The following is a 26673-nucleotide window of genomic DNA, read 5'->3' on the forward strand; positions in this document are numbered from 1 at the left end:
TGCGAACAGCGGCGTCGCTTCGCTCGCCGGGCATGGCTCGGCGCTACCGTCCGAGGCGAGGGGACTGTGGGGAGGCGAGAGGCCAGGCCGATGCAGGACCGTGAGCGCCATGGATGGCGCGACCGAGCCCCCATGGATGGGTTTACGGCGTGTCCTGCATCGGCCTGGCCTCTCGCCTCTGACCGATCGCAATGGAGAAGCTGAACGGTGGAAGCACCTGATTGCATGACTTCCGGGGTTCGGGCCGGGGCAGGGCGGCGGGCTACAATCGAGGGTTCCACTACCAGGGGCCGCTCCATGCGCTCTAACCTGCTTGCATTCTCCATCGTCGCCAGCCTCGGGCTGGCCCAGGTCGCCCATGCCGCTGAAGGCATGTGGGTGCCGCAGCAGCTGCCGGAAATTGCCGGCCCGCTGCAGAAGGCCGGCCTGAAGCTGTCCCCGGAGCAGCTGTCCAACCTGACCGGCGACCCGATGGGCGCGGTCGTTGCCCTCGGCGGCTGCACCGCCAGCTTCGTCTCGCCGCAGGGCCTGGTGGTCACCAACCACCACTGTGCCTATGGCGCCATCCAGCTGAATTCGACCGCGCAGAAGAACCTGATCAAGGACGGCTTCAACGCGCCGAAGCACAGCGATGAACTGAGCGCCGGCCCGAACGCCCGCGTCTACGTGCTGGACCAGATCACCGACGTCACCGCGCAGGCCAAGGCCGCCATTGCCGCGGCCGGCAACGACCCGCTGGCCCGCAGCCGTGCGCTGGATGCCTTCGACAAGGCCCAGGTCGCCGCCTGTGAAGCCGAGGACGGCTTCCGCTGCCGCCTGTACACCTTCTCCGGCGGCAACACCTACCGCCTGTTCCGCAACATGGAAATCAAGGACGTGCGCCTGGTCTACGCGCCCCCGGGCAGCGTCGGCAAGTACGGCGGCGACGTCGACAACTGGATGTGGCCGCGCCACACCGGCGACTTCTCGTTCTACCGCGCCTACGTCGGCAAGGATGGCAAGCCGGCCGCGTTCTCGGCCGACAACGTGCCCTACCAGCCCAAGCACTTCCTGAAGTTCACCGACCAGCCGCTGGGCGCCGGCGACTTCGTGATGGTGGCCGGCTATCCGGGCCGCACCAATCGCTACGCACTGGCCGGCGAGTTCAACGAAACCGCCAACTGGACCTACCCGACCATTGCCAAGCACTACAACGCGGTGCTGAAGATGATCGACGAGGCCGGCAAGGCCGACGCCGACGTCAAGGTGAAGTACGCCGCCACCGCCGCCAGCATGAACAACGTGGCCAAGAACTACTCGGGCCAGCTGGAAGGCTTCAAGCGTATCGACGCTGCCGGCCAGAAGCAGGCCGAGGAAGCGGCCGTGCTGGCCTGGCTGAAGAAGCAGGGCGCCGCCGGCAAGCCGGCACTGGCCGCACACGCGCAGCTGGTCAAGCACCTGGACACCAGCAAGGCCACCCGCGAACGTGACCTGTTCGTCGGCCAGTTCAACAACACCCAGGCGGTCAGCACCGCCATCGGCCTGTACCGCCTGTCGATCGAGCGTGCCAAGCCGGACGCCGAGCGTGAAGTGGGCTACCAGCAGCGCGACCTGCCGACCCTGGAAGGCGGTCTGAAGCAGATGGATCGCCGCTACGTGGCGAAGATGGACCAGCAGCTGCAGACCTACTGGCTGGACCAGTACGTCGCTCTGCCGGCCGCGCAGCGCAACAACGAGGTGCTGAACAGCTGGCTGGGCGGCAGCGATGCCAACGCGGTCAAGGCGCTGGTCGGCAAGCTGTCGGGCACCGAGCTGGGCAGCCTGGACGCGCGCCTGAAGTGGTTCAAGGCCGACCGCGCCGCGTTCGAGGCCAGCAGCGATCCGGCCATCCAGTACGCGGTGGCGGTCATGCCCTCGCTGCTGAAGCAGGAAGAGCAGAAGAAGATCCGCGAAGGCGAATCGCTGACCGCGCGTCCGCTGTATCTGCAGGCGCTGGCCGACTACAAGAAGAGCCAGGGCGAGTTCGTCTACCCCGATGCCAACCTGTCGCTGCGCATCACCTTCGGCAACGTGATGGGCTATGAGCCCAAGGACGGCGTGGCCTACACCCCGTTCACCACGCTGGAAGGCATCGTCGCCAAGGACACCGGCGTGGATCCGTTCGATGCGCCCAAGGCGCTGCTCGATGCGGTCAAGGCCAAGCGTTACGGCGGCCTGGAAGACAAGCGCATCGGCTCGGTGCCGGTGAACTTCCTGTCCAACCTGGACATCACCGGTGGCAATTCCGGTTCGCCGGTGCTGGACGCCAACGGCAAGCTGGTTGGCCTGGCCTTCGACGGCAACTGGGAATCGGTCAGCTCCAACTGGGTGTTCGACCCGGTGATGACCCGCATGATCTCGGTCGACAGCCGCTATATGCAGTGGATCATGCAGGAAGTTGCGCCGGCACCGCAGCTGCTGAAGGAATTGAACCTGGCCAAGTAAGGTAGTGCCGGCCGCTGGCCGGCAACGCCTGCTGCCGGACCTGAAACCCCGCGACCCACGTCGCGGGGTTTTTTCATGCCCGGTCCGGCCCGGTGCGCCGAACAGGTATCATCCCTGTTCCGCGTACTTCACAGGATGTGAACGAAACGGAACCTTCCTCCCCCAGGACCCCTTGTTCGCATGCGCATCCTGCTTGCCCGTCACGGCGAAACGCCGTGGAACGCCGAAGGCCGCTACCAGGGCCAGATCGATATCCCGCTTTCGCCGATCGGTGAAGCCCAGGCCCAGGCACTGGGTGCCCGCCTGGCCTCGGTCGACATCACCCGTGCCGTCGCCTCGCCGTTGTCGCGCGCGCAGCGCACCGCGCAGCTGGCGCTGGGCGCGGCCCGTGCCGACATGCTGCTGACCGAGCCGGAACTGCAGGAAATCGCCCACGGCGAATGGGAAGGGCTGCTGGCCAGCGAGATCCACGAGAAGGATCCGTCGCGCCTGCAGGCCTGGCGCGAGGAGCCGGACACCGTGCTGATGCCCGGTGGTGAATCGCTGCGCCTGGTGCTGGAACGCAGCTGGCGTGGCCTGGCCCGTGCCACCGAAGGCCTCGGCGAGCACGACACCCTGCTGGTGGTCGCCCACGACGCGGTCAACCGGGTGATCCTGTGCAAGGTGCTGGGCTTGCCGATTTCCCGCCTGTGGACCTTCCGCCAGGCGCCGACCACGCTCAACCTGCTCGAAGGCGCCGACCTGGACAGCCTGGAAGTGGTGCGCCTGAACGACTGCGCCCACCACACGCCGTTCTTCGGTGAAGCCAAGCACCGCGCTCTCTGATCCATCCCCTCGCATCAACTGCTTCTGCTGGAACCGCTGCCGTGACGAACACCCCGACCACCCTGGCCGACTGGCTGGACTACATTGAACGCCAGCACCCGGCGACCATCGACATGGGCCTGGAGCGCGTACGCGCCGTGGCCACGGCGATGGGGCTGGGCGCGCCGGCCAAGCGCACCATCGTGGTCGGTGGCACCAACGGCAAGGGCTCCACGGTGGCCTTCATCGAGGCCATCGCGCGCGCCGCCGGCTGGAAGGTCGGCGCGTACACCTCGCCGCACCTGCTGCGCTACAACGAGCGCGTGCGCATCGACGGCCAGGACGTGGACGATGCTGCGCTGGTGGCCGCCTTCAACACCATCGAGGCCGCCCGCGGTGACACCACGCTGACCTATTTCGAGTACGGCACGCTGGCGGCACTGCAGCTGTTCGCCGACGCCGGGCTGGACCTGGCGGTGCTGGAAGTGGGGCTCGGCGGCCGCCTGGACGCGGTGAACATCGTCGACGCCGACGTCTCGGTGATCACCACCGTGGACATCGACCATGCCGAGTGGCTGGGCGAAGATCGCGAGACGATCGGTGCCGAGAAGGCTGGCATCATCCGTGGCTGGAAGCCGGTGATCCTCGGCGAGACCGATCCGCCCTCCAGCGTGCTGGCGCGCGCCTACCTGCTGGGGGCCAACGCCATCCGTGGCGGCAGCGATTATTTCTACGAGCCGATCGATGCCCAGCGCTGGCGCTGGCGCGATGTCGGCCTGCGCATGGAGCTGCCGACCCCGGCGATGGCCGGTCCGATCCAGCTGGCCAACGCCGGCGCCGCCGTGGCCGCGCTGCGCGCGCTGGACAAGCCGGTGCCACGTGCCGCGTGGGCGGCGGGTATCGCGGCGGCGCGCATCGCCGGCCGCCTGCAGGCCTTCGAGCGTGATGGCGTGCAGATCCGCGTCGATGTCGGCCACAACCCGCAGGCTGCCGGCCAGCTGGCCCGTGCACTGAAGGCCGAGGTGTGCAGCGGCCGCACGCTGGCGGTGTACGCCGCGCTGCAGGACAAGGACGCGGTGGGCGTGGTGCAGGCGCTGCAGGAGGTGGTGGGGGCGTGGACCCTGGCCGGCCTGGACGGCCCGCGCGGGCAGAGCGCGGCCCAGCTGCAGGATCGGCTGGCCGATACCGCAGCCGCCAGCGCGACCCTGGCCGGTACCGTTGAGCAGGCGCTGGCGCAGGTGCTGGCGAAGGCCGAGCGGGGCGACCGGGTGCTGGTGTTGGGTTCCTTCCATACCGCCGCCGCTGCACTGCAATGGCTGCAGGACCCGGCCTGATCCACGTTCAGCCAACGCCGACGCCGCCCGGTCCGGCACCCGTATAATCGACCGCAACCTCCGGACAGTTGCCTGCCTCACGTGGATACGCCTCTGAAACAGCGTCTGATTGGTGCCATCGTGCTGGTGGCACTGGCCGTGATCTTCCTGCCGATGCTGGTCAAGGGACCGGCGCCGGACAGCGGTGTCGCCAATGTGCCGATTGCCGCGCCGGACGCACCGGCCGACGGCCAGTTCGAAACCCGTGAGCTGCCGCTGGTCGCTCCGGCCGGTGGCGCCACCGGCCTGCAGAGCGGCCAGGCCAAGCCACTGGCCGATGCCGCCGCGCCGGCCACGCCGCCGACGGTGGATACCTCGCCGGCCGTGGCCGCCGGCAACTATGCAGTCACCTTCGGTGCCTACGGCAGCAAGGCCGACGCCGACGCGGTGATCGCCCACCTGCAGCGCTCGCAGTTGCCCGGTTTCAGTGAAACCACCACGCTCAATGGCCGCCCGGCCTGGCGTGTGCGCGTCGGGCCGTATGCCGACCGCGCGCAGGCCGAAGCCGGCCGGCTGCAGGCGGTGAAGATCCGTTCCGACGTGAAGGCCGAAGTGATCACGCTGGATGCGGCCACCGGCAGCACGGCCGCTGCGACCCCGGCGCCGGCCGCGCCGAACGCCAGCACCCCTGCCGCAGCCACCGCGCCGTCGGCCAATGGCAACCCGGTGCGCAGCGAATCCCTGCCGCCGAGCACGCCTACCGCCACCACCGCGCCGGCGGCCAAGCCGGAACCGCCCAAGCCGGCACCGAAACCGGAAGCCGCCAAGCCGGAAGCCACCGCCAGCAAGCCGGCAACCGCGCCGGTCACCCCGGCCGCACCGGCCGCGGCGGGCGTCGGCTTCGCCGTGCAGCTGGGCGCCTTTGGCCAGGCCAACGATGCCAACGCGTTGCGTGACAAGGTCCGTGCCGCCGGATTCAGCGCCTTCGTCGAACAGGTGCGCACTGAAAAGGGCACCCTGCATCGGGTCCGTGTCGGGCCGGTGGCCAACCGTGCCGATGCCGAACAGCTGAAGGCGCAGGTCGCCGCCAAGGTCGGCGTGGCCGGCATGGTCCGCCCGCACCCGTGACCCGACGCGCACTCCGCCGCTGTCGAAGGCAGGAGCGGGTCGCGTGATCGACATCGTGCTGGGCGTGCTGATCGGCGCGTCCGCCCTGTTCGGCTTCATCCGTGGGTTCGTCGGTACGGTGGTGGCGCTGGTGTCCTGGCTGCTGGCCGGCTGGGCGGCGTTCACCTTCGGCAACCAGGCCTCCCATTGGTGGGCGGCGCCGCAGCCGCCGGGCAGCGGTCATTACCTGGCCGGCTATCTGGGCGTATTCGTGGTCACCGTGGTGCTGGTAGGCCTGGTGGGCCTGCTGCTGAAGGCGGTGATCAAACTGACCCTGCTCGGTGGCGTCGATCGTCTGCTGGGCGGGGCGCTGGGTGTGGTCCGCGGTGCATTCTTCGCCTGCGTCCTGCTGTTGCTGGCCGGCTTCACCGCGCTGCCGGGTGAGCCGGCGTGGCAGCAGTCGCAGCTGCGCCCGGTGCTGCAACCGGCGGTGGCGTGGATGCAGGCGCAACTGCCACAGCTGGACGAGGTATTGCCGCAGGCGTTGCCGCTGCAGGCCCTGCTGCCGGAGCGGCTGCCCTTGCCTCTGGCCGAGGACGCCCCATCTTCGCAGCAGGTGTTGGGCAAGCCGACGGTGACAGGCGATAATGGCGTTCTCAACCAGGTAGTGGCGGGCGGCGGATGGCCGCGGCCCGTGGACGTGGAGCCGGAGCCCAGGCGGGCCCCCGCACTGCCCAGCAACATCGAGCCGGTGCCCGCGCGCCCGGCCCGGCCCGCGCCTGACGCGGGCGGGATCCCCGGCCAGGCACGGCCATCTTCCTTGTAACTGGGCACAGCCCAGCGGAGACCTCGCACCATGTGTGGCATCGTCGGAATCGTCGGCAACCAGAACGTCGCCGGGCAGTTGTATGACGGCTTGACCGTTCTCCAGCACCGTGGCCAGGACGCGGCAGGCATCGCCACCGCCAACGGCAGTCGCCTGCGGGTGCAGAAGGCCACCGGCCTGGTCCGGGACGTGTTCGATGCCCGCACCATGTCCACCCTGGAAGGCAGCGTCGGCATCGCCCACGTGCGTTATCCGACCGCCGGTTCGGAAGGCATGGACGAGGCGCAGCCGTTCTACGTCAATTCGCCCTACGGCATTGCGCTGGCGCACAACGGCAACCTGATCAACACCGAGGCGTTGCGCCAGCAGGTGTTCGAGCAGGACCGCCGCAACGTCAACACCGATTCGGACAGCGAAGTGCTGCTGAACGTGTTTGCCTATGAACTGGAGCAGCAGCGCCAGCTCAGCCCGGAAGCCGCGATCCGTGCGGTGGCCGGCGTGCACCGTCGCTGCAAGGGCGGCTATGCGGTGGTCAGCGTGGTGCTGGGCCTGGGTCTGGTGGCCTTCCGCGATCCGCACGGCATCCGGCCGCTGGTGCTGGGCAAGCGCAGCCATGCCGAAGGTGATGAGTACATCGTCGCCTCCGAGTCGGCCGCGCTGGACGTGCTGGGCTTCCAGCGCGTGCGTGACGTGCAGCCGGGCGAAGCGCTGGTGATCACCGCGCGCGGCGAACTGTTCTCGGAAATCTGCGCCGAGCCGGCCGAGCACACCCCGTGCATCTTCGAGTACGTGTACTTCGCGCGCCCGGATTCGATGATCGACAACGTCTCGGTGCACAAGGCGCGCATGCGCATGGGCATCAAGCTGGGCGAGAAGATCCTGCGCCTGCGCCCGGACCACGACATCGACACCATCATTCCGATTCCGGATACCTCGCGCGATGCCGCGCTGGAGATCTCCAACGTGCTCGGGGTGAAGTACCGCGAAGGCTTCATCAAGAACCGCTACATCGGCCGCACCTTCATCATGCCGGGCCAGGGTGAACGCGTGAAGTCGGTGCGCCGCAAGCTCAACCCGATCCACCTGGAGTTCCGCAACCGCGTGGTGCTGCTGGTGGACGATTCGATCGTGCGTGGCACCACCAGCCAGCAGATCGTGCAGATGGCCCGCGATGCCGGCGCGCGCAAGGTCTATCTGGCCAGCGCCGCGCCGCCGGTGCGGTTCCCGAACATCTACGGCATCGATATGCCGGCCGCCGAAGAGCTGGTCGCGCATAACCGCAGTGTGGAAGAGATCGAAGCCCACCTGGGCTGCGACTGGCTGATCTACCAGGACATCGAGGACATGGAAGCGGCGGTCAGCGAAGGCAATCCGGCGCTGCGCAGCTTCGATTCGTCCTGCTTCAACGGGCATTACCCGACCGGCATCGAACCGGGCTACTTCGAGCGCATCCAGCAGCTGCGTTCGGACGACGCCAAGCACAAGCGCCGCGCCTGAGGTCCAGGCGTGGTGGATGTAGCCGACGTAGGAGGCGATCTGCTGCGCGCTGCACAGCAGTGCCTGGCCGAAGCCGATCCGCTGCGCAAGGTGGCGCTGACCCAGGCCCATGCCGCCGCGTTCCGCGCCGGCCGCCTGAAGGTGGCCACCGATGCGCCAGCGCCGGAGCCGATCCGCATGCCCGGCCGGCCGGCGCAGCTGGTGCTGGTGCACCCGCGCGAAGTGCCGCGACGCGGACTGGGTGGCGTGGAGGGACGCGCCGCCTTCATCCACGCCATTGCCCACATCGAGCTCAACGCCATCGATCTGGCCTGGGATGCGGTGTATCGCTTCCGCGGGCTGCCGTCGGCCTTCCATGCCGATTGGGTCAGCTGCGCCGATGACGAATCGCGGCACTTCATGCTGCTGCGCGAACGGCTGCTGGCCCATGGCCATGACTACGCCGATTTTCCTGCGCACAACGGCCTGTGGGAGATGTGCGAAAAGACCGCGCACGATGGTCTGGCGCGCATGGCGCTGGTGCCGCGCGTGCTGGAAGCGCGTGGCCTGGACGTGACCCCGGGCATGATCGACAAGCTGCGCAATGTGGGCGACGGTGAAACCGCCGAGGTGCTGGAGGTGATCCTGCGCGAGGAAGTGGCCCATGTCGCCGCCGGTTCGCGCTGGTACCGCTGGTACTGCGACCGCGCCGGCGTCGAGCCGCGCGCACGCTTCAAGGAGCTGCTGGTGGAGTACGCCGGCGGCTACCTGCACGGGCCGTTCAACATCGAGGCCCGCCTGTTGGCCGGCTTCGACGCCGACGAGCTGGCCAACCTGGTCGAGCAGGCCGGCTGAAAAAAGCGACGGAGGGAATCAAGTCGCTTGTGCCGCAAACGACTTGATTCCCTCCGTCCCATTCTTCATGCGTTCGGCAGCACCACACGCTTGCCGTCCACGGTGGGGCGGTTGATGTAGAACAGTCCTGGCCCGGGCCGGTAGGGCAGTTCGCTGACCCCGGCGTCGGCGGCGTAGGTCAGCGCGGTGTCGCCCAGCGCGTCGAAATTCCAGTGCGCCGACTGCATCAGGTAACGCCGGCGCAGCAACGCTTCCTGCGGCTGGGTGAGTGCCTGCCCAGCCACCAGGCGACGCGCGATCGGCTGCAGCGCGGAGGGCAATGCCCATTCGGCAACATCGGCGGCATGGCCACGCCACTGCACGCCGGCGTCGATGGCGTGCTGCTGCATCACCTGCAGTGCGATCAGCTGGTAGCGCCAGTCGATGCGCCGGCGCAGCACCACCGCTGCGGTGACATACAGCGTCGGCGCCAGCAGCACGCTGCGGCTGCCCGCACGGCGCTGCTGCTGCCACTGGTGCCAGACGTCCACCCAGACCTCGTTCGCGCCCGCCCCCAGCTGTTGCCGCCAGCGCTCGGCATCGGCCTGCGCTTCGGCATAGGCCGTGGTGGCCTGCAATACCGCCAGCGGCGGTGTCTGGTAATCGGCCACGGCGGGGCGACGCAGCTGCTGGCGCCGTGGCCGGCTCAGCAGCTTCGGTCCTTCCTCCACCTGGTTGTAGCCGCCACCGATGTTGGCATGCACTCCCGGCAACGCGATTTCGGCAAACGGGGGCGCCACGCTGGTGAGCGGATAGTGCTGGCGATGCTCATCTCGCGCGGTCAACTGCACCACGTGCGCGGCCACGCCATCGCGCAGCCGTACCTGCGGCTGCTCGTCCGCGCGCCCACTGTTGACCGCTACCACCGTGTCGAACAGCCCGATGAAGCGCACCACCGGTGTGGCCGGTGCGAAGTCCTCCGTGCAGGCCAGGCCCGAGGCCTGCAACTGCTGCCGCCAGCGCGCGCTGTCCCAGCCCTGTAGCTGGTTGGCGACGTCACGTGCCGCAGCGGCACCGCGCGAGTAGCCGAACAGGTCCAGCTGCACGCGCCGCAGCGGCGTTGTCCAGCGCGCGGAAAGCGCGGCCAGCGCCGCCGGCAACAGCACCTGCAATGCGCGTTGCACTTTGGCGCGCACGCCGCTGGCGCCGATGCCGAACGCCAGTCCGATCAGATCGTCGTCGGCATCATCGCGGGTTCCCACCCCTTCCACGTAGATCGACAGCGAAGGTGAGGCATGGGTTTGGCGGCGGCTGTCCGGATACAGCTGCTGCAATCGCGCGATGTTGGTCAGACCGTTGTCGTAGCTGCTGGTCAGCCGGCTCTGGTAGGTCGAGTCATCGTCGGCCCGCATCTGCGCGGGTCGGGGCTGCGGTTGCTGCGGGCGGCCGCGCGCCAGGTTGTGCGCGTTGTTGCGGGTGCCGTCGAAGAACAGGCCAATCCGCAGCATGCCGACAGCTTCGTCCGTGTCCTGCGATGGTGCCATGTGCATTCCCCGTCGTGGCTGCGTCACGGTAGCGCGAAAGTGGTGTGTTGACGACGTGTAGTGACGCTTTTGACCTGCCTGAACGCAGATGCGGTCGATCACATTTCCCGATTTTCATTCTCATCATCTATTGAATTCACACGACCTGCGCAGGCCAGATGGCCAAACCCGGCAGATCCGGGTCGTGCTGCATCAACGCTGTTCACATCATTCAAGGAGCGACGCAATGTTGTCCAGATCGATTGGCAAAGCGGCAGGTGGCCTGGTGTTGGGATTGTCGGTGGTGGCGGCCGCACACGCGGCTCCCCTGTTCGAACCGGTGACGGTACTCAGTCGCGCCTCGGCGTCGAGCGAGCCCGCGCTGGGCAAGCTGCTGGCGACCCCGTCCACGGCCACGGTGCAGGAAGTCCGCGTTGATGCGGCAGCCACTGCATCGACGCAGCTGGAATTCGAGCTGCTCGGCCAGCGCGTGCAGGCAGTACGCAGCAAGCTCGAAGCGCTGCCCGACGGCGGCAGCATCTGGTATGGCCAGTTCCGTTCGCCTTCGGACAAGCTGACCGCCGCGACCTCCAACGGCCAGGACGATCCGGGTAATTCGCTGATCCTGGTGCGCTCGGGCAACACCCTCACCGGTTCGATCCGCAAGGACGGCAAGCTGTACCGGCTGCGCCCGCTGGGCAACCGCCATGTGCTGGTCGAGGTGGACGAATCGCGGATGCCGGCCGACCATCCGGCCGACTACAACCAGTTGCCGAAGATCCCGATGGGCGACAGCGACCGCATCGGCATCGCGCAGGCATCGTCGGGCACCCCGGCCACCATCCGAGTGCTGGTGGTGGCAACCAACGCAGCGGTGGCGGCCTACGGCGGCAACATGCAGTCGCTGGTGCAGCTGGCGGTGGCCGAGTCCAACCAGGGCTACACCAACAGCAACGTCGGCCTCACCCTGCAGCTGGCCGGCTACGAGACCACCAGCTACAGCGAGTCGGGCAGCTTCGATACCGACCTGGCGCGGTTCCGTGGCACCAGCGATGGCTACATGGACAGCATCCACACCAGCCGCAACAACACCACCGCCGACGTCGGCGTACTGCTGATCAACAACAGCGCCTATTGCGGCCTGGCATCGGGTATCGGCTCGACGGCGTCGACCGCGTTCGCGGCGGTGTACTGGGACTGCGCGACCGGGTACTACTCCTTCGCGCACGAGATCGGCCACCTGCAGAGCGCACGGCATGACATCGCCACCGACCCGAGCACCTCGCCCTATGCCTATGGCCATGGCTACCGCTATGAACCGTCCAGCGGCACCGGCTGGCGCACCATCATGGCCTACAACTGCACCCGCAGCTGCCCGCGCCTGAACTACTGGTCGAACCCGAACATCAGCTACAACGGCATCCCGATGGGCAATGCCAGTACCGCCGACAACCAGCGCGTGCTGGTCAACACCAAGCACACGATCGCCGCCTTCCGCTGAGCCCAGGCGCCGACCAGGGTCGGCGTCTACCAGGGCGCGTGCACCTGCTCTGGTAGATGCCAACCTTGGTTGGCACCCTGCGATCCATCAGTCGCGCGCGAGGGTCTCCAGCGACCAGCCGCTGGCATCCACGCGCAGTACCGAGCCTTGTTCGTACCAGTCGCCCAGCACGATGCGGGTGCGGTCGCGGCCGCCGGCCTGCAGTGCATGGATGGCGGGGCGGTGTGTATGGCCATGGATCATGGCGTCCACACCATGGCGCACGAAGGTGGCCTCGACCTCGGCCGGCGCCACGTCGGTCACGGTCTCGAACTGCGCACGATCGCCCTGCTTCATTTCCGACTGGCGGGCCTGGCTGGCGTCACGTGCCTTCTGTGCGAAGGCGATGCGAGCGGCCAGGGGCTGCGACAGGAACTGTGCCTGGAAGGCCGGATCGCGGGTCTGCGCACGGAACTGCTGATAGGGGATGTCATCGGTGCACAGCAGATCGCCGTGCTGCAGCAGCACCGGGCGGCCGTACAGCTCGATCACGCACGGGTCGGGCAGGATGCGCAGGCCGGCACGGCGCGCATAGTCCTCGCCGAGCAGGAAGTCGCGGTTGCCACGGATGAAGTACACCGGCACGCCACTGTCGGACAGCACCTTCAACGCATCGGCCACCGCATCGGCGGCGGGCGAGGGCGTGTCGTCGCCGATCCAGGCTTCGAACAGGTCGCCGAGGATGTACAGCGCATCGGCGCCGGGCGCCTGCTCGCGCAGGAAGCGCAGGAACAGGTCGGTGATCTCCGGACGGCTGGGGTCCAGGTGCAGGTCGGAAATGAACAACGTGGTCATGCCCGCATTCTAGGGCATCAACGATGACGGTAGCGCCGCAGGAGTAGCAGGGGTCAGATCCCTCTCCGAAGGAAAAGCGATCTGACCCCGGGGGCTACACCGGCAGCGGCAACCAGGCCAGGCTGGCCGAGGCCAGCCCGATGGCGATGCCGGTGGCGGCCAGCACATCGCTGGGGTAATGCAGCCCCAGTACCACGCGCGACAGGGCCACGCCGCAGGTGAACGGCACCAGCAGCGGCGCCAGCCACGGGTAGTAGGCCAGTGCGACGATGGTGAACGACACCGCGTGCAGCGTGTGCCCGGAGGGGAAGCTGAACTCGTCCAGCGGCGCCACCCAGGCGCGGATGCGCAGGTCGGCCGCGTACGGGCGCGGACGTCGGGTCCAACGCTTGAGGCCCTTGTACAGCAACAGCGCAGCCAGCCCGGTGGCGGCCATGTGCACCGACGCGCGCAGGCCGTCAAAGCCATCGATCAGCACCAGCGCACCCATCAGCACATACCAGAACACGCCATCGCCGAGCCGGCTGATCACCGCGAACAGTCGACGCACGCGGCGGCGCCGGCAATAGTGGTTGGCTCGCCGGCACAGGCGCGCTTCGCGACCGGCCAGCAGTTCAAGCGGCGTGGTGCGCATGACCGCTCCTCCGCGACTGGGCCAGTTCGGCCAGCAGGGCATCGAACTCGGCCACTACCTGCTGGGGATGCAGCCGCTTCATCGCACGTGCGGCGTTGCTGCCGAGCTCGCGCCGTTGCGCATCATCGCCCGCCAGTTGCACGGCGGCGTCGATGAACTGCTCATCGCTGTCCACCGCCGCGCCGTTCTCGCCGGTACGCAGGTATTCGCGCGCGGCACCGTAATCGAAGGCCACCGTCGCCACACCGCTGGCCATGCTTTCCAGAGTCACGTTGCCAAAGGTCTCGCTGCGGCTGGGGAACAGGAACAGGTCGCCGCTGGCGAAGTGCCGGGCCAGGGCATCGCCGCGCTGGATGCCACAGAAGATGAAGTCGGGGTTCTCATGCGCCAGCTTCTCGCGGGCGGGCCCATCGCCCACCCAGACGAAGCGCGCCTTCGGCCGGATCTGCTGCAGGCGGCGGAACGCCTTTACCGCAAGACCCAGATTCTTTTCGGCGGCAATGCGGCCCACATAGATGGCCACCAGGCCGTTGCCATCCACGCCCCATTCCTCGCGCAGCGCGGGATCGCGCCGGCCCGGATCGAACTGCTGGCTGTCGACCGCGCGGGCCAGCAGGCGCACCCGCTCGAAACCCTGCTCGCCGAGGAACTGCTGCAGTTCGCGGGTCGGCACCAGGGTGGCATCGGCCTGGTTGTGGAAGCGCCGCATCCAGCGCATCGCCGCAGCCTGCAGCCAGGCTACGCCGTAATCGGGAAGGTATTCGTCGAAGCGCGTGTGGAAGCCGCTGGCAACCGGAATGCCCAGGCGGCGCGCGGTGCGCAGCGCCGACCAGCCCAGCGGGCCTTCGGTGGCAACGTAGACCGCATCGGGGCGTTGCTGCTGCCAGTGCCGACCGAGCCGGATCGGCGCCGGCAGGCCGAAGCGCAGGCCCGGGTAACGGGGCAGCGCCGCGCCCGGCACCAGCAAGGTGCCCGGCGCCGAATCGAGCGCTTCGCTGGCCTGGCGGGGGCGTACCAGGTCGATCTCGTGCCCGGCCGCGCGCAGTCCCTGTTCCAGCCCCTGCACGGTAAGGGCAACGCCGTTCACTTCCGGCGGATAGGTCTCGGTGACGATGGCATAGCGCATGGCGGGCCTCCGGGTTTCGGGCATGCTCGGGCCTGGCGATGTAGCCAACATGACCGTATTGCGACCGCTGGATGACGCCGCTGCCGGCCACCGTATGGACGGCGCCGGGCAGAAAAACCACGGCCCCGAAGGGCCGTGGTCGTGGTGCTTCATGTCACAGCGCGATGGATCAGAAGCGCTGCTGGTACTTCATGTAGACGAAGCGACCGATGTCGTAGCCGCCGTAGTACGAGAAGGCCGAGTTCGGCTTGGTGTACATGATCGGGCCGGTCTTCTCGAACACGTTGTTGGCACCGACCGAGACGGTGGCATCCCACGGCAGCGAGTAACGGAACTGCACGTCGTGGAAGGTGACCGAACCACGCTCGTTGTAGTTGCGTGCACCCTTGTACCACGGGGCGTACACGCCCGGATCGGAGCACTCGTCCGGATAGGCACGGATGTCCACGCACTGTTCCTTCACGCCGGAGTAGTAGCGCGCGGTCCAGCTGACGCCGAAGTTGCCCAGATCCCAGCCCAGCACCAGGTTCGAACGGACGCGGAAGTTGCTGCCGATGCCGTTGGAGACGGTCGGCACCACCGTGCTGTCGTTGGTCGAGCGGAACTCGCTCTTGCTGACATAGGTGGTGGCCCAGCCGGCGTTGAACTTGCCGACGCTGGTTTCCAGGCGGTAGTTCAGGTCCAGGTCGTAGCCTTCGGTTTCCATGAAGCCGGCGTTGCGGCTGCCGAACTGCAGGGTATCGACGATGCCGGCGGTCGGGCCGGTCGACTTGTCACGGGTGAAGCGCTGGCAGCGTGCATCAATGCCCTGCTCGTAGCAGTCGATCAGGATCTGGGTCGGGCTGTCGGCAACGATGGTGTTGTCGATGCGGATCTTCCACCAGTCCAGCGAGGCGTTGAAGTTCTTGATGAAGCTCGGGCTCCAGACCAGGCCCAGCGTCTTGCTGGTCGAGGTTTCCGGGGTCAGGCTCGGGTTGGAACCGGACACGAACGGCACCGGCGTCGCATCGACGGAGGTGGCGACCGGCTGGTTGCCCTGGCGCAGCTGGCGGAAGGTTGCAGCGTTGGCGATGTCACGGGCGCAGCGTGCACGCACTTCGGCGCTGGTGCGCGAGGAGCCGAACTGCACGTCGCAGGGATCGCTGAACTGGGCGAAGGTCTGCGAGCCACCACCGTACAGATCGCTGATGGTCGGGGCGCGGAAGCCTTCAGCCCAGGTACCACGGACCAGCAGCTGGTCGAACGGCTTCCACTTGAAGCCGAACTTGCTGTTGAGCGTGTTGCCGAAGGTGTCGTAGTCGGAGAAGCGGGTAGCGCCGTTGAAGGTCAGTTCCTTCGCACCCGGCAGGTCGGCCAGCACCGGCACGTTGATTTCCAGGTACGCCTCGTTGACCTTGTAGCCGCCACCGGTCGGGCCTGCGGCCAGGTTGGTGGTGGCACCGGTCTGCGCCAGCGGATCCGGACGGTACTCACCGGTTTCCTTGCGGCTTTCCACACCGAAGGCGAAGCCCAGATCGCCGGCCGGCAGGGTCACGATGGAACCGGCGATGTTGGCGAAGAAGTTCTTGCTGGTGGTCTTGCCGGTGGTGACTTCCGGCGGGAACAGCCAGGCCTGCAGGTCGGCGTTGCCATCGATGCCGTTCGGATCGATCGTGCCGTACGGCACCAGCGGGTTCCACGGCTTGCACACGTCATAGGAGATCGGCGCGGCAGCGGTACCGCACTGGACCTTGCCGGTGGCCGCATTGTAGAACGACGGGCCGACGCCGCCGGCGACGCGGGCCTTGTGCAGGTTGCCGGTGGCGATGGTTTCCAGCTCGTTGCGGTTGTACTGGTAGCCCGCTTCCCAATCGAAGTAGCGGCTGCCGATCTCGAACGAACCGTCGAACGAAGCCACCGCGCGGTAGGTCTTCAGCTCGCTGGTGGTCACGCGCGGCACTTCCCAGGTGCGGCGGTTCCAGGCCACGGCGGTCGGGGTGGCGTAGCCGTGCTGGCGGCCGAACGGGTTGAAGTAGCTGTCGATCGACATCGAGCCCACGCCAGCGGTGCTCGACTGCAGCGGGTAGCCGGCGATCTGGCGCACGGCCTTGCGCTTGTTGTAGCCCAGTTCGGTGCGGAAGTTGACGTTGTCGGTGATCTTGAAGCGGCCATCGAAGTACACCGAATCACGCTTGAGCGGGAAGTTCAGGTGCATCTGGTCGTTGCTGTTGCTGACGTCGCCGGTGAACCCGGTCGGATCGGTGATGTGGTAATTGGCCGGGTTGGTCGGGTCGGTACCGCGGTTGAGCGAGTAGTTGCAGCCGCTGCTGGCGGTGCAGCCCGGGACACCCTTCACGCCGGTGAACTGGCCGTACTGGCTGATGGTGGCCCAGTTGGTCAGGTTGTCGGCATGGCGGTCGGTCAGGCCGTAGGCGCTGAAGCCACGGTCCTTGGCCCATACGGCCTTTTCTTCGGCATGTTCGGCCGCGACGGTCAGCGAGATGCGGTCATTGCTCCAGCCCGCCACCACGTCGAAGCGGTCGCGCGCGCCGTCGCCTTGGCTGAACTGGCCGTGGTAGACGTTGGCGGTCACACCGGTGACATTGGAGCGGGTGATGATGTTGACCACGCCGGACATGGCATCGGAACCGTAGATGGCCGACGCGCCATCCTTCAGCACTTCGATGCGCTCCACCGCCGACACCGGAATCGTGGAGATGTCCTGGTAGCCGGAGGTGCTGATGCCCAGGCGCTTGCCGTTGATCAGCACCAGCGTGCGCTGGGTGCCCAGGTTGCGCATGTCGATGTACGAGCCACCCGCGTTCTCACCTGCGGTCAGCGCGTTGGCGCGGCTGATCGCCGGGCTGCCCATCGCGGTGACGTTCTGCAGGATGTCGGCGACCGAGCTGAAGCCCTGCTGCTCGATGGCGGTGCGGGTGATCGCGAACACCGGCTGCGCGGTCTCCACGTCCACCTGGCGGATGCGCGAGCCGGTGATCTCGATGCGGTCGAGGTTGGTCGGGTTGGCGTTGCTGCCGTCCTGGGCAAAGGCGGGCAGGGCGGCCAGCGCTGCAGTGGTAGCCAGGGCGTAGCGGATGGCCTGCCCCAGTGCGGTGGTGCGTGAAGTCATGGCGAGCCTCTCTCTCAGGTCGTGCAAAGGACGCCAAAGCGGGCGTCGAAGGAAGCCGGCATGGCCAATGACCGAGCCGGTGACCCGATAGTAGTCTCGTTGGTTAATGCTCTGTAAAGAGTTCGTATCCATTTATGTCGTGACGCACCTGGTCTTTTCACGAAACGTGAACAAAAGCAGGCGGTTACGTGGGGTTCACGGAAACGCTCATGGCCTCGCCGTGCTGCGTGGCAGCACAAAAAACCGCCAGACTGCGCAAAGTCGGAGCGCGAAGCGCGTCACCTCGTGGCCCCGTGACCCGCACGGGGACGCGTATTCAGGCTACGAAGGGGCGGAACTGGATGCCCAGCCCGGCCAGGCCATCGTTCTCGCCGATCAGGTCGGCGCGCAGCAGTGGGCGGGCATCGATGAACGCCTGCGGCACGATCAGTGACAGCCGGTTGTCGTCAGCGGTCAGCTCCAGTGCCGGCAGCGGATCGTTCTCATGGGCGCGATTGAGCAGCACCGCCAGCCGCAGCAGGGCTGCCAGCCGGCGTGCGGTCAGCAGCAGGCGCTCGGGCAGGGCATCGAACGCGGTCTTGGGCACGCTGCGGCGATGGCTGCGCACCAGCGCGGCCAGCATCTGCTGCTCCTGTCGCGAGAAGCCGGCAATGTCCGAGTGCTCCAGTACATAGCTGCCATGCACGTGGTAGCCGCTGTGCGCGATCATCAGGCCCAGCTCGTGCAGGCGCGCGGCCCAGCCGAGCATGCGTGCGTCGTCGGCATCCAGGGCCCAGCGCTCCTGCACCTGCTCCAGCAGCGACAGTGCGGTGTCCTGCACGCGGTCGGCCTGTACGGCGTCGATGCCATAGCGCTGGCTGAGCGCAGCCACCGACTCCTCGCGCAGGTCGTTGTCGCCGGCACGGCCGACGATGTCATAGAGGATGCCTTCGCGCATCGCCGCCTTGCTGACCAGCAGCTTCTGCAGGCCCAGGGCCTGGAATGCGGCTTCCAGCACCAGGATGCCGCCGGCGATGATCGGGCGACGATCGCTGGACAGGCCGGGCAACTGGATGTCGTCGATCTTCTTGGCTTTCAGCAGTTCGTCGCGCAGCTGCGGCAGCGCTTCAGCGGTGATCGCGCCCTTGCTCAGCTTCATCGTCGCGCAGATCTCGCTGATCGCCTTGTGCGTGCCCGACGAACCCAGCGCCTCCTGCCAGCCCAGCGCGCGGTACTTGCTGGCGAAGGGCTGGAACTCGCGGCCGATCTCGGCCAGCGCGTCCTTCCAGCGCTTGCGGCTGAGCTTGCCGCCCGGGAAGAAGCGACGCGTGCTGGCGATGCAGCCGGCCTGCAGGCTCTCGCGTTCCAGGGTCTGCATGCCCATGCCGATGATGAATTCGGTCGAGCCGCCGCCGATGTCGATCACCAGCCGGCGCTGGCCGGGCTTGGGCGGCTGCGCATGCGCCACGCCGAGGTAGATCAGGCGCGCTTCTTCGCGGCCGCTGACCACTTCGATGGCATGGCCCAGCGCAGTCTCGGCCGGGACCAGGAACGATTGCGGCGAGCGCAGCTGGCGCACGGTGTTGGTGGCCAGCGCACGCACCCGGTGCGGCGGTACATTGCGGATGCGCTGGCCGAAGCGGGCCAGGCACTCCAGCGCACGTTGGCGTGCAGCGGAGGAGAGGCCACCCTTGCCATCCAGGCCATCGGCCATGCGCACCGTTTCGCGCAGGCGGTCGATCACCCGCAGCTGGCCGAGCGTGTAGCGCGCGATGACCATGTGGAAACTGTTGGAGCCAAGGTCGATGGCGGCCAGCAGGTCGCCATCCTGCAATGCGGGCGGAGTCGTGGTGGTATGCGGCATGGGCGAATGTTAGCCGAAGGGGCGGTGTGCTCGTCACCGCGTGGCCTTCACATTTTGGAAGAGGGAGTGCGGCAGGGCTGCGCCCTGCACCCGCAGAGGCCAGAGCAATGGCAACAGCAACAGCGGGCGATCCGTGGGATGGCGGGGTGGGTCCGACGGCAGGGGACGCCGTGAACCCGTCCATGGGGGCTTGTTCGCCGCATCCATGCGGCTCACACCCCTGCCACCGGACCCACCCCGCCTTCGACAGTTCTCTGCGATCTGATGGTGGGTGCCGACCGTTGGTCGGCACCGATCCAATCCCGATCAAAATCGGTGCCTACCGCCCCTGGTAGGTGTCGACCTTGGTCGACACACCGGGTCACAGCCCCTGCATCAACGCCATCTGTGCCGAATGCGGCGCCTCGTCATGGGCCGGGGCGCGCTTGTGGTACACGCCGTCGGCATCGAGCTCCCACGCGTTGAGGTTGTCGTCCAGATAGTTCTGCAGCACCTCGCGGTACACCCGCTTGGCCAGTTCCTGATCGAGGATCGGGAAGCAGGTCTCGACCCGGCGCAGCAGGTTGCGTTCCAGCCAGTCGGCGCTGGCGCAGTACATCTCCGGCGCGCCGTCATTGCCGAACCAGTACACGCGGCTGTGCTCGAGGAAGCGGCCGACGATCGAACGCACGCGGATGTTGTCCGACACGCCCGGCACGCCCGGGCGCAGGGTGCAGGCGCCGCGGATGATCAGGTCGATCTGCACGCCGGCCTGCGAGGCGGCGTACAGCGCACGCACCACCTGCGGTTCGTTCAACGCGTTCATCTTGGCGATGATGCGTGCCGGGCGGCCGGCGGCGGCGATGCGCGTTTCGCGCTCGATGCGGCCGAGGATGCCGGTGTGCAGGGTGAAGGGCGACTGCAGCAGGCGCTTGAGCTTCATCTTCGAGGCCAGACCGGACAGCTGCTGGAACAGCAGGTGCACGTCGTTGCCGATATCCGCGTCGGCGGTGATCAGGCTGATGTCGGTGTATGCGCGCGCGGTACCGCTGTGGTAGTTGCCGGTACCCAGGTGCACGTAGCGGCGCAGCTTGCGGCCCTCGCGGCGCACGATCAACAGCATCTTGGCGTGGGTCTTGTAGCCGACCACGCCGTACACCACCTGCACGCCGGCTTCCTGCAACCGATCGGCCAGGCCGAGGTTGGCCTCTTCGTCGAAGCGCGCGCGCAGCTCGACCACCACGGTCACGTCCTTGCCGTTGCGCGCGGCCTGGATCAGCGCGTCGACAATCAGCGAGTCCTTGCCGGTGCGGTACAGGGTCTGCTTGATCGCCAGTACGTTGGGATCGATCGCCGCCTGCCGGATCAGGTCCAATACCGCGCTGAAGGCATCGAACGGATGGTGCAGCAGCAGGTCCTGGCGCGCGGCGATCTCGAAGATGCCGTCGCTGTCGCGCAGGGTGCGCGGGGTCATCGGCGGATACTTCAGGTCCGGCTGCGCGATCAGGTCGTACAGCTGGATGATGCGGTTGAGGTTGACCGGGCCGTCGATGCGGTACACCGCGTTCTCGGTCAGGCCGAAGTTCTGCAGCAGGGTGCGCACGATCTCGCGCGGCATGTCATGGGCGATTTCCAGCCGCACCGCCGGCCGGTAGCCGCGGTCGACCAGTTCGTCGCGCAGCGCCAGCGCCAGGTTCTCCACTTCTTCCTCGTCCACCACCAGTTCGGAGTTGCGGGTGACGCGGAACTGGTAGGCGCCCTGGACTTCCATGCCCGGGAACAGCTCGTCGACGAAGGTGGACAGCACAGAGGACAGGAACACGAAGTTCTGCGAACCACCCAGCTTCTCCGGCAGCTGGATGATGCGCGGCAGCGAGCGCGGCGCGCGCACGATGGCCAGGTGGCCGGCACGGCCGAACGCGTCGGTGCCCTTCAGCACCACCACGATGTTCAGCGACTTGTTGAGGATCTTCGGGAACGGATGCGCCGGGTCCAGGCCCAGCGGCGACAGCACCGGCATGATCTCGTTGCGGAAGTAGGCGCGCAGCCAGCGCTTCTGGCGATCGGTCCAGGAATGGCGGCCGAGCACGCCGATGCCGGCGTCCATCAGCGCCGGGCGCAGCGTCTCGTTCCAGCAGCGGTACTGCTGGTCCACCAGTTCGGCGGCGCGTTCGTGGATGGCATTGAGGATGGCCTGCGGGCTCATCCCGTCCGGTGCCGGCGGCAGGCCGAATTCCTGCGCATGGCGGACCGCAGCGGCGCGGATCTCGAAGAATTCATCCAGGTTGGTGCAGGAGATGCACATGAAGCGCAGGCGCTCCAGCAGCGGCACCTGCGGGTCCATCGCCTGGGCCAGCACGCGGAAGTTGAAATCCAGCTGTGACAGCTCGCGGTTGATGTACAGCGCCGGGTCGCGCAACGGATCGTTATCCGGGCTCACGGGGAGGGGAGGGATCCGAGGCTGCTCATGGCGTCATTCTTCGATGGTGGTCAGGGGGCGGACTCACGTGGGCGCACGTGGTCGGCATCGAAATGGCAGGAGAACACCGAGCCCTTGCCGACTTCGCTTTCAATCTCCAGCCGCGCATGGTGCAGGCCGAGGATGTGCTTGACGATCGACAGGCCCAGGCCGGTACCGCCGCTCTCGCGCGAACGGCTGCTGGAAACACGGTAGAAGCGTTCGGTCAGGCGCGGCAGGTGGTTGGCCGGAATGCCATAGCCGGAGTCGCGCACCGCCAGCACCGCGCCGTCGCCTTCGCGGCGGAACTCCACCGCGATGCGGCCACCGGCCGGGGTGTAGCGCACGGCATTGGTGACCAGGTTGGAGAAGGCGCTGTGCAGTTCCTTGGTCGAACCCTGCAGGTCGACGCCGGCAAGATCGTCGATGCTGATCTGGTGGCGGCCCTGGCTGTGCGCTTCGGCCTCGCGGCGCAGCGTGGCCAGCATCGGCTGCATCGCCACGGTCTCCTCCTCGCTGTGTTCCTGCGATTCCAGCCGCGACAGGGTCAGCAGGTCTTCCACCAGCTGGGCCATGCGCTGGCTCTGCTTGCGCATTTCTTCCAGCATCGGACCGGTGCCCGGGAAATCTTCCGGGTCCATCATGTCCAGGTAGCCGTGCACCACGGTGAGCGGCGTGCGCAGCTCATGTGAAACGTTGGCCACGAAGTCGCGGCGCACCTGCTCCAGGCGCAGCAGCTTGCTGACGTCGCGGGCGATCAGCAGCCAGTAATCGGAGGAATAGGGAATCAGGCGCAGATTCAGCCGGATCGCCGGATCGACCGGCGAGGGCACGTCCAGGATCGGCTCGGCATTGCGGCCGCCGGCCAGCCAATGCGCCAGCGGCATCGGTTGCAGGCGTTCGACCAGCGCTTCGCCGAGGTCGCCGGGATGGTGCAGGCCGAGCAGGGCGGTGGCCGCTTCGTTGAACCACTGCACGCGCTGGCTGTTACGGTCCAGCACCACCACCGCATCGGGCAGCGCGGCGGCAGCGGCGCGGTAGCTGCGCAGCATGTCCAGCAGGCGGCGCTTGCGCACGCGCATTTCCACCTGGTTGCGGTACAGCAGGCGGTCCAGTTCGTTCCAGACACCGGTGCCTTCTTCGGCGGTATCCCAGCGCTGGCGCGCGGTCAGCCGGCGCAGCACGCTGCGCAGGCGCCAGTAATGCCAGGCCAGGGTGGCCAGCGCGCCCAGCGCGATGCACAACCACAGGTGGCCCGTGAACCATCCCACCAGTCCGGCGAACAGCAGTACCGCGGCAACGGTGGCCAGGGTCTTCAACCAGGCAGAGCGGATGTGGCGGGGCATTGCGATCTCGTCGTTGAGGTGCGGCGGTTCACTGGGGTGAACCGAGGGTTATAGCAGAGTTGCCGGCGCCGGCACCCGCGGGTGCGCGGCGCCGGCACGACGAGACTCAGGTGGCAGTGGAGAAGCGGTAACCGGCGCCGCGCACGGTCTGCACCATGTTTTCGGCGTTGAACGGTTCCAGCGTCTTGCGCAGGCGGCGGATGTGCACGTCGATGGTGCGCTCTTCCACATACACGCTGCCGCCCCATACATGGTCCAGCAACTGGGCGCGGGTGTAGACGCGCTCGGGGTGGGTCATGAAGAAGTGCAGCAGGCGGTACTCGGTCGGGCCGATCGGCACCGGCTGGTCGTTGGCGAACACGCGATGGGCGGCGCCGTCGATGCGGATCGGGCCGACCGCCACGCTGCCATCCTCATCGTCCTCGCGGGCACGACGCATGACCGCGCGGATGCGGGCCAGCAGTTCGCGCGCCGAGAACGGCTTGACCACGTAGTCGTCGACACCGGCTTCCAGGCCACCGACGCGGTCGTTCTCTTCGCCGCGGGCGGTCAGCATGATGATCGGCACTTCGCGGGTCAGTGTTTCCTTGCGCCAGCGACGGGCCAGGTCCAGGCCGCTGGTGCCGGGCAGCATCCAGTCCAGCAGGATCAGGTCGGGGACGCGGTCGGCGATCGCGGTCTGGGCCTCACGGGCATCGCCGGCGTGGACCGGTTCGTAATCGCCCTTGCGGAGGGCGAAGGCGACCATTTCACGGATCGCGGGCTCGTCGTCGACGATCAGGATGCGTTTCTGCACGAGGACACCGTAGGGCTCGGTTACTGGAGTGGTGCCAGTAGACTACGGTTTGATGACATGTTTGTGACTACCCGGCCGGAACCGGCCGTGATTGCCATCGGCCGGTCATGCGCGGCTCAGCGGCGGTCCAGATCCGGGTCCTGCACGCCCTGCCGGCGCAGTTCCAGCACGGTGGGGGTGATCGCCTCGATGCGCGCGTCCACCCGGGCGCGGCCAATGTAGTCCAGGGCCGGGTTGCGCTTGAGTGCCTGCAGCTGCATCAGCGCCTGCTCCGGGCGCCCGCTGAGGAAGGCGGCCTCGGCATAGGCCTCGCTGGCCCGCACGCTGTCACCGGCCAGCTCGCTGGCGCGGGCGTAGCGCTGCTGGAAGACCGGATCGTTACCACTTTGCGACAGCAGCGGCCGCAGCATGGCCTGGGCACGCTTGCCGGCATCGGGGTTGCCCTGTTCGTTGAGGATCTCGGCATAGGTCAGGGCCACCGGGCGGCTGTTGGGGTGCTCGCGCAGCAGCTGCTCGAACCGGCTGTTGGCCTGCGCGGACTGGCCCGCCCGCGACTCGGCCTCACCCAGGCCCAGGGCCAGCCACAGGTTGCCCGGATGGTCCTGCAACAGGCCGGCCAGCGTCTGCCGGGCCTGGCCGGCGCCGCTGCGGCCACCGCGCATCACTGCCAGGGCCTGGCCGTAGCGCTGTGCGTCGTTGAGGCCGTTCTTCTGGCGCTTGGCCAGGTCGGCATATTCGCGCTCCAGCTCGGGGGTCGAGTCGGCGCTGAGCACGCGCAGGCGCTCACGTGCCCAGTCGAAGTCGCCGCTGGCGCCACGGCTGAGCTGCCCCATCGGGACGCGCAGCACACTGGCCGGCAGCAACGGGTTGTTGCCGCGCAACAGGGGTTCGGCCAAGCCGGGGTCGGCCGGGTCCACCCGTTCCCTGCGCTCGCCGGTCGGCGTTGTGGTGGTCAGCAGCACCGTGTCCTTCTTCATCTGCTCGGCGCGGGCCTTGGCCTCGCTGATGCGGGTGATGTTGACCGGGTGGGTGCGCAGGAACTCCGGCACGCTGTAGCCGCCCTCGTTGCCGCGCATCGCTGCCGACATCCGCTCGAAGAAGCCGGCCATCGCATCCACGTCGTAGCCGCTGCGCGACAGGGTGCGGATGCCCAGGCGGTCGGCCTCGGACTCATTGGAGCGGGTGTAGTTGATCTGCCGCTGCTGCATCAGGCCCATGCCCGAGCTGATCGCGGCCATGGTGGCGTTGCCCGACGAGCTGCTGTTGCTGGCCTGGGCGGCCACCACCGCCGCCAGCATGCCCAGCAGGATCGGGATCTGGTCGCGCTGGGCGCGTTCGACCCCGCGCAGCACGTGCTGCTGGGTGACGTGGGCGATTTCGTGGGAAAGCACCGCGGCCACCTCGTCCTCGCGCTCGGCGGTCAGCACCAGGCCGGCGTTGACCCCGATGTAGCCGCCCAGGGTGGCAAAGGCGTTGATCTGGCGGTCCTTCATCACAAAGAAGGTGTAGGGCTGGCGCGGCTGGTCGCTGTTGGAGCCGAGCCGGGTGCCCATGGTCTGCAGCCAGTCGTTGACCAGCGGATCATCCAGCAGGTAACCGTAGTTGCGCAGTTCGCGCAGCATCATCGCGCCGTACTCGGCCTGGCGCGCCGGGGTCAGCAGCTCGCCGGCCGAGGAGCCGATGTCGGGCAGCTTCTCCTGGGCCCGGGCCAGCGGCATGGCCAGGGCCAGGGTGACGGCGGTAGTCAGCAGCAGGGCTCGCAAGCAGAAGGTCCTCGGGCGGGGCGCGCCCAGCGTGGCAGGGCAGGGGGCAACCATTCGTTAATCCACAGTGTTGCGGCCGTGGCGTGGAAATTCCAGCGCACCGGTACCATATGTAGACCGTCGATCCATCGTGGAGTTTCCCGTGACAGCCCAGACCGCCGGCGGTGCCCCCGCCATCACCATCTATTCCACCGCCGTCTGCCCTTACTGCGTGGCCGCCAAGAACTTCCTCAAGAGCAAGGGCCAGCAGTGGACCGAGGTCCGCATCGACCTGGACCCGGTCGAGCGCGAGAAGATGATGGCGCTGACCCGCCGCACCAGCGTGCCGCAGATCTTCGTCGGCGACGTCCATGTCGGCGGCTACGACGACATGATGGCCCTGCACCGTGAAGGCAAGCTCGAGCCGCTGCTGGCCGGGCAGGGCCAGGCATGAGCGCGGCCGACGACGGCAGCAAGGACCGCATCGCCGAATTCACCGACTTCCGCAAGCGCATGAACGAGCGCATCCTGGGCGAACCGAACCAGGTGGTGCGCCGCTTCTTCGCGCTGGACACGCAGACCTACCAGGCCGGCGCGCTGGACGTGAAGACCAAGGAGCTGCTGGGCCTGGTGGCCTCGATGGTGCTGCGCTGCGACGACTGCATCAGCTACCACGTGGCCCAGTGCAAGGACGCCGGGGTGACCCGCGAGGAGTTCTTCGAGACCTTCTCGGTCGGCCTGGTGGTGGGCGGCTCGATCGTGATCCCGCACCTGCGCCGCGCAGTCGACTTCCTCGACCAGCTCGAAGGCGGCGCCGCCGCCCCGGCAGCGCACGAGCACTGAGGTAGTGCCGGCCGCTGGCCGGCAACCCCGACCATGCCGGGTTCAGGCAATGCCGGCCAGCGGCCGGCACTACCGGGCCGGCGAGGGGGCCTGCCCCGCGATCCAACAGCCCAGGA

Annotated in this window: 20 protein-coding genes; 10 read left to right on the plus strand and 10 right to left on the minus strand. The window is 67.7% G+C overall.

Annotation, left to right across the window (positions count from 1 at the left end; all coding sequences use genetic code 11):
• The first annotated feature begins 297 nt into the window (after nt 1-297).
• The 7 genes from N4G47_RS02670 to N4G47_RS02700 all read left to right on the plus strand — a co-directional run bounded on the left by N4G47_RS02670 (nt 298) and on the right by N4G47_RS02700 (nt 8844).
• Nucleotides 298-2463, plus strand: a complete 2166-nt coding sequence (locus tag N4G47_RS02670) for a S46 family peptidase (protein ID WP_475285047.1) — start codon at nt 298-300, stop codon at nt 2461-2463.
• Between the two features lie 180 nt (nt 2464-2643).
• Nucleotides 2644-3288, plus strand: a complete 645-nt coding sequence (locus N4G47_RS02675; RefSeq protein WP_008268389.1) for a histidine phosphatase family protein — start codon at nt 2644-2646, stop codon at nt 3286-3288.
• Nucleotides 3289-3329: 41 nt separating this feature from the next.
• Nucleotides 3330-4601, plus strand: a complete 1272-nt coding sequence (gene folC, locus N4G47_RS02680) for a bifunctional tetrahydrofolate synthase/dihydrofolate synthase (RefSeq protein WP_475285049.1) — start codon at nt 3330-3332, stop codon at nt 4599-4601.
• 81 nt (nt 4602-4682) lie between these two features.
• The gene (locus N4G47_RS02685; RefSeq protein WP_475285051.1) at nt 4683-5708 is read left to right on the plus strand and encodes an SPOR domain-containing protein; all 1026 of its coding nucleotides are present in this window, start codon (nt 4683-4685) and stop codon (nt 5706-5708) included.
• Between the two features lie 43 nt (nt 5709-5751).
• Complete coding sequence (locus tag N4G47_RS02690; protein WP_475285053.1) at nt 5752-6513, plus strand: CvpA family protein; 762 nt, start codon at nt 5752-5754, stop codon at nt 6511-6513.
• Nucleotides 6514-6543: 30 nt separating this feature from the next.
• A complete protein-coding gene (gene purF, locus N4G47_RS02695; RefSeq protein WP_057497638.1) occupies nt 6544-8010 on the plus strand; it encodes an amidophosphoribosyltransferase in 1467 nt (488 codons plus the stop codon).
• 9 nt (nt 8011-8019) lie between these two features.
• Complete coding sequence (locus N4G47_RS02700; RefSeq protein ID WP_475285055.1) at nt 8020-8844, plus strand: ferritin-like domain-containing protein; 825 nt, start codon at nt 8020-8022, stop codon at nt 8842-8844.
• Between the two features lie 65 nt (nt 8845-8909).
• Here the strand turns inward: N4G47_RS02700 and N4G47_RS02705 are convergent, their stop codons facing one another.
• Complete coding sequence (locus N4G47_RS02705) at nt 8910-10367, minus strand: phospholipase effector Tle1 domain-containing protein (protein WP_475285057.1); 1458 nt, start codon at nt 10365-10367, stop codon at nt 8910-8912.
• Nucleotides 10368-10593: 226 nt separating this feature from the next.
• Between N4G47_RS02705 and N4G47_RS02710 the strand changes: the two genes are divergently transcribed.
• Nucleotides 10594-11847, plus strand: coding sequence for a M12 family metallo-peptidase (locus N4G47_RS02710; RefSeq protein ID WP_475285059.1), 1254 nt, complete (start codon nt 10594-10596; stop codon nt 11845-11847).
• Between the two features lie 87 nt (nt 11848-11934).
• Here N4G47_RS02710 and lpxH read toward each other — a convergent pair whose 3' ends face one another.
• The 9 genes from lpxH to N4G47_RS02755 all read right to left on the minus strand — a co-directional run bounded on the left by lpxH (nt 11935) and on the right by N4G47_RS02755 (nt 25735).
• Nucleotides 11935-12681, minus strand: a complete 747-nt coding sequence (lpxH, locus tag N4G47_RS02715) for a UDP-2,3-diacylglucosamine diphosphatase (RefSeq protein WP_309333425.1) — start codon at nt 12679-12681, stop codon at nt 11935-11937.
• 94 nt (nt 12682-12775) lie between these two features.
• Nucleotides 12776-13315, minus strand: coding sequence for a phosphatase PAP2 family protein (locus N4G47_RS02720; RefSeq protein WP_309333427.1), 540 nt, complete (start codon nt 13313-13315; stop codon nt 12776-12778).
• Nucleotides 13296-14441 (minus strand): glycosyltransferase family 4 protein, encoded by a 1146-nt coding sequence (locus N4G47_RS02725; protein WP_475285062.1) that lies wholly within the window; start codon nt 14439-14441, stop codon nt 13296-13298. The genes N4G47_RS02720 and N4G47_RS02725 overlap by 20 nt, the downstream gene beginning before the upstream one ends.
• A gap of 169 nt (nt 14442-14610) precedes the next feature.
• Complete coding sequence (locus N4G47_RS02730) at nt 14611-17550, minus strand: TonB-dependent receptor domain-containing protein (RefSeq protein ID WP_475285064.1); 2940 nt, start codon at nt 17548-17550, stop codon at nt 14611-14613.
• A gap of 316 nt (nt 17551-17866) precedes the next feature.
• The gene (ppx, locus tag N4G47_RS02735) at nt 17867-19393 is read right to left on the minus strand and encodes an exopolyphosphatase (protein WP_475285066.1); all 1527 of its coding nucleotides are present in this window, start codon (nt 19391-19393) and stop codon (nt 17867-17869) included.
• Nucleotides 19394-19754: 361 nt separating this feature from the next.
• Nucleotides 19755-21812: a polyphosphate kinase 1 gene (gene ppk1, locus N4G47_RS02740; RefSeq protein WP_475285068.1), complete on the minus strand. Its 2058-nt coding sequence runs from the start codon at nt 21810-21812 to the stop codon at nt 19755-19757.
• Nucleotides 21813-21862: 50 nt separating this feature from the next.
• Nucleotides 21863-23176 carry a phosphate regulon sensor histidine kinase PhoR gene (gene phoR, locus N4G47_RS02745; protein WP_475285070.1) on the minus strand — a complete coding sequence of 438 codons (1314 nt, stop codon included), beginning with the start codon at nt 23174-23176 and terminating at the stop codon, nt 21863-21865.
• 106 nt (nt 23177-23282) lie between these two features.
• Nucleotides 23283-23972, minus strand: coding sequence for a phosphate regulon transcriptional regulator PhoB (gene phoB, locus N4G47_RS02750; protein WP_005408258.1), 690 nt, complete (start codon nt 23970-23972; stop codon nt 23283-23285).
• Nucleotides 23973-24088: 116 nt separating this feature from the next.
• Nucleotides 24089-25735, minus strand: coding sequence for a M48 family metalloprotease (locus N4G47_RS02755; RefSeq protein WP_475285072.1), 1647 nt, complete (start codon nt 25733-25735; stop codon nt 24089-24091).
• Nucleotides 25736-25877: 142 nt separating this feature from the next.
• Here N4G47_RS02755 and grxC point away from each other — a divergent pair, with 142 nt between their 5' ends.
• Both grxC and N4G47_RS02765 read left to right on the plus strand, forming a co-directional pair.
• Nucleotides 25878-26168, plus strand: coding sequence for a glutaredoxin 3 (gene grxC / locus N4G47_RS02760; RefSeq protein ID WP_049400919.1), 291 nt, complete (start codon nt 25878-25880; stop codon nt 26166-26168).
• Nucleotides 26165-26557, plus strand: a complete 393-nt coding sequence (locus N4G47_RS02765) for a carboxymuconolactone decarboxylase family protein (protein ID WP_005408260.1) — start codon at nt 26165-26167, stop codon at nt 26555-26557. Before grxC ends, N4G47_RS02765 begins: the two co-directional genes overlap by 4 nt.
• Nucleotides 26558-26673 lie beyond the last annotated feature (116 nt).

This window comes from Stenotrophomonas sp. GSD10, from assembly GCF_056172695.1.

Bases quoted from the DNA above. Each gene is read 5' to 3' on its own strand.
- N4G47_RS02670 (WP_475285047.1), top strand. From the start codon at position 298: ATGCGCTCTAACCTGCTTGCATTCTCCATCGTCGCCAGCCTCGGGCTG.
- N4G47_RS02675 (WP_008268389.1), top strand. From the start codon at position 2,644: ATGCGCATCCTGCTTGCCCGTCACGGCGAAACGCCGTGGAACGCCGAA.
- purF (WP_057497638.1), top strand. From the start codon at position 6,544: ATGTGTGGCATCGTCGGAATCGTCGGCAACCAGAACGTCGCCGGGCAG.
- N4G47_RS02705 (WP_475285057.1), bottom strand. From the start codon at position 10,367: ATGGCACCATCGCAGGACACGGACGAAGCTGTCGGCATGCTGCGGATT.
- N4G47_RS02710 (WP_475285059.1), top strand. From the start codon at position 10,594: ATGTTGTCCAGATCGATTGGCAAAGCGGCAGGTGGCCTGGTGTTGGGA.
- lpxH (WP_309333425.1), bottom strand. From the start codon at position 12,681: ATGACCACGTTGTTCATTTCCGACCTGCACCTGGACCCCAGCCGTCCG.
- N4G47_RS02720 (WP_309333427.1), bottom strand. From the start codon at position 13,315: ATGCGCACCACGCCGCTTGAACTGCTGGCCGGTCGCGAAGCGCGCCTG.
- N4G47_RS02725 (WP_475285062.1), bottom strand. From the start codon at position 14,441: ATGCGCTATGCCATCGTCACCGAGACCTATCCGCCGGAAGTGAACGGC.
- N4G47_RS02730 (WP_475285064.1), bottom strand. From the start codon at position 17,550: ATGACTTCACGCACCACCGCACTGGGGCAGGCCATCCGCTACGCCCTG.
- ppx (WP_475285066.1), bottom strand. From the start codon at position 19,393: ATGCCGCATACCACCACGACTCCGCCCGCATTGCAGGATGGCGACCTG.
- phoR (WP_475285070.1), bottom strand. From the start codon at position 23,176: ATGCCCCGCCACATCCGCTCTGCCTGGTTGAAGACCCTGGCCACCGTT.
- N4G47_RS02765 (WP_005408260.1), top strand. From the start codon at position 26,165: ATGAGCGCGGCCGACGACGGCAGCAAGGACCGCATCGCCGAATTCACC.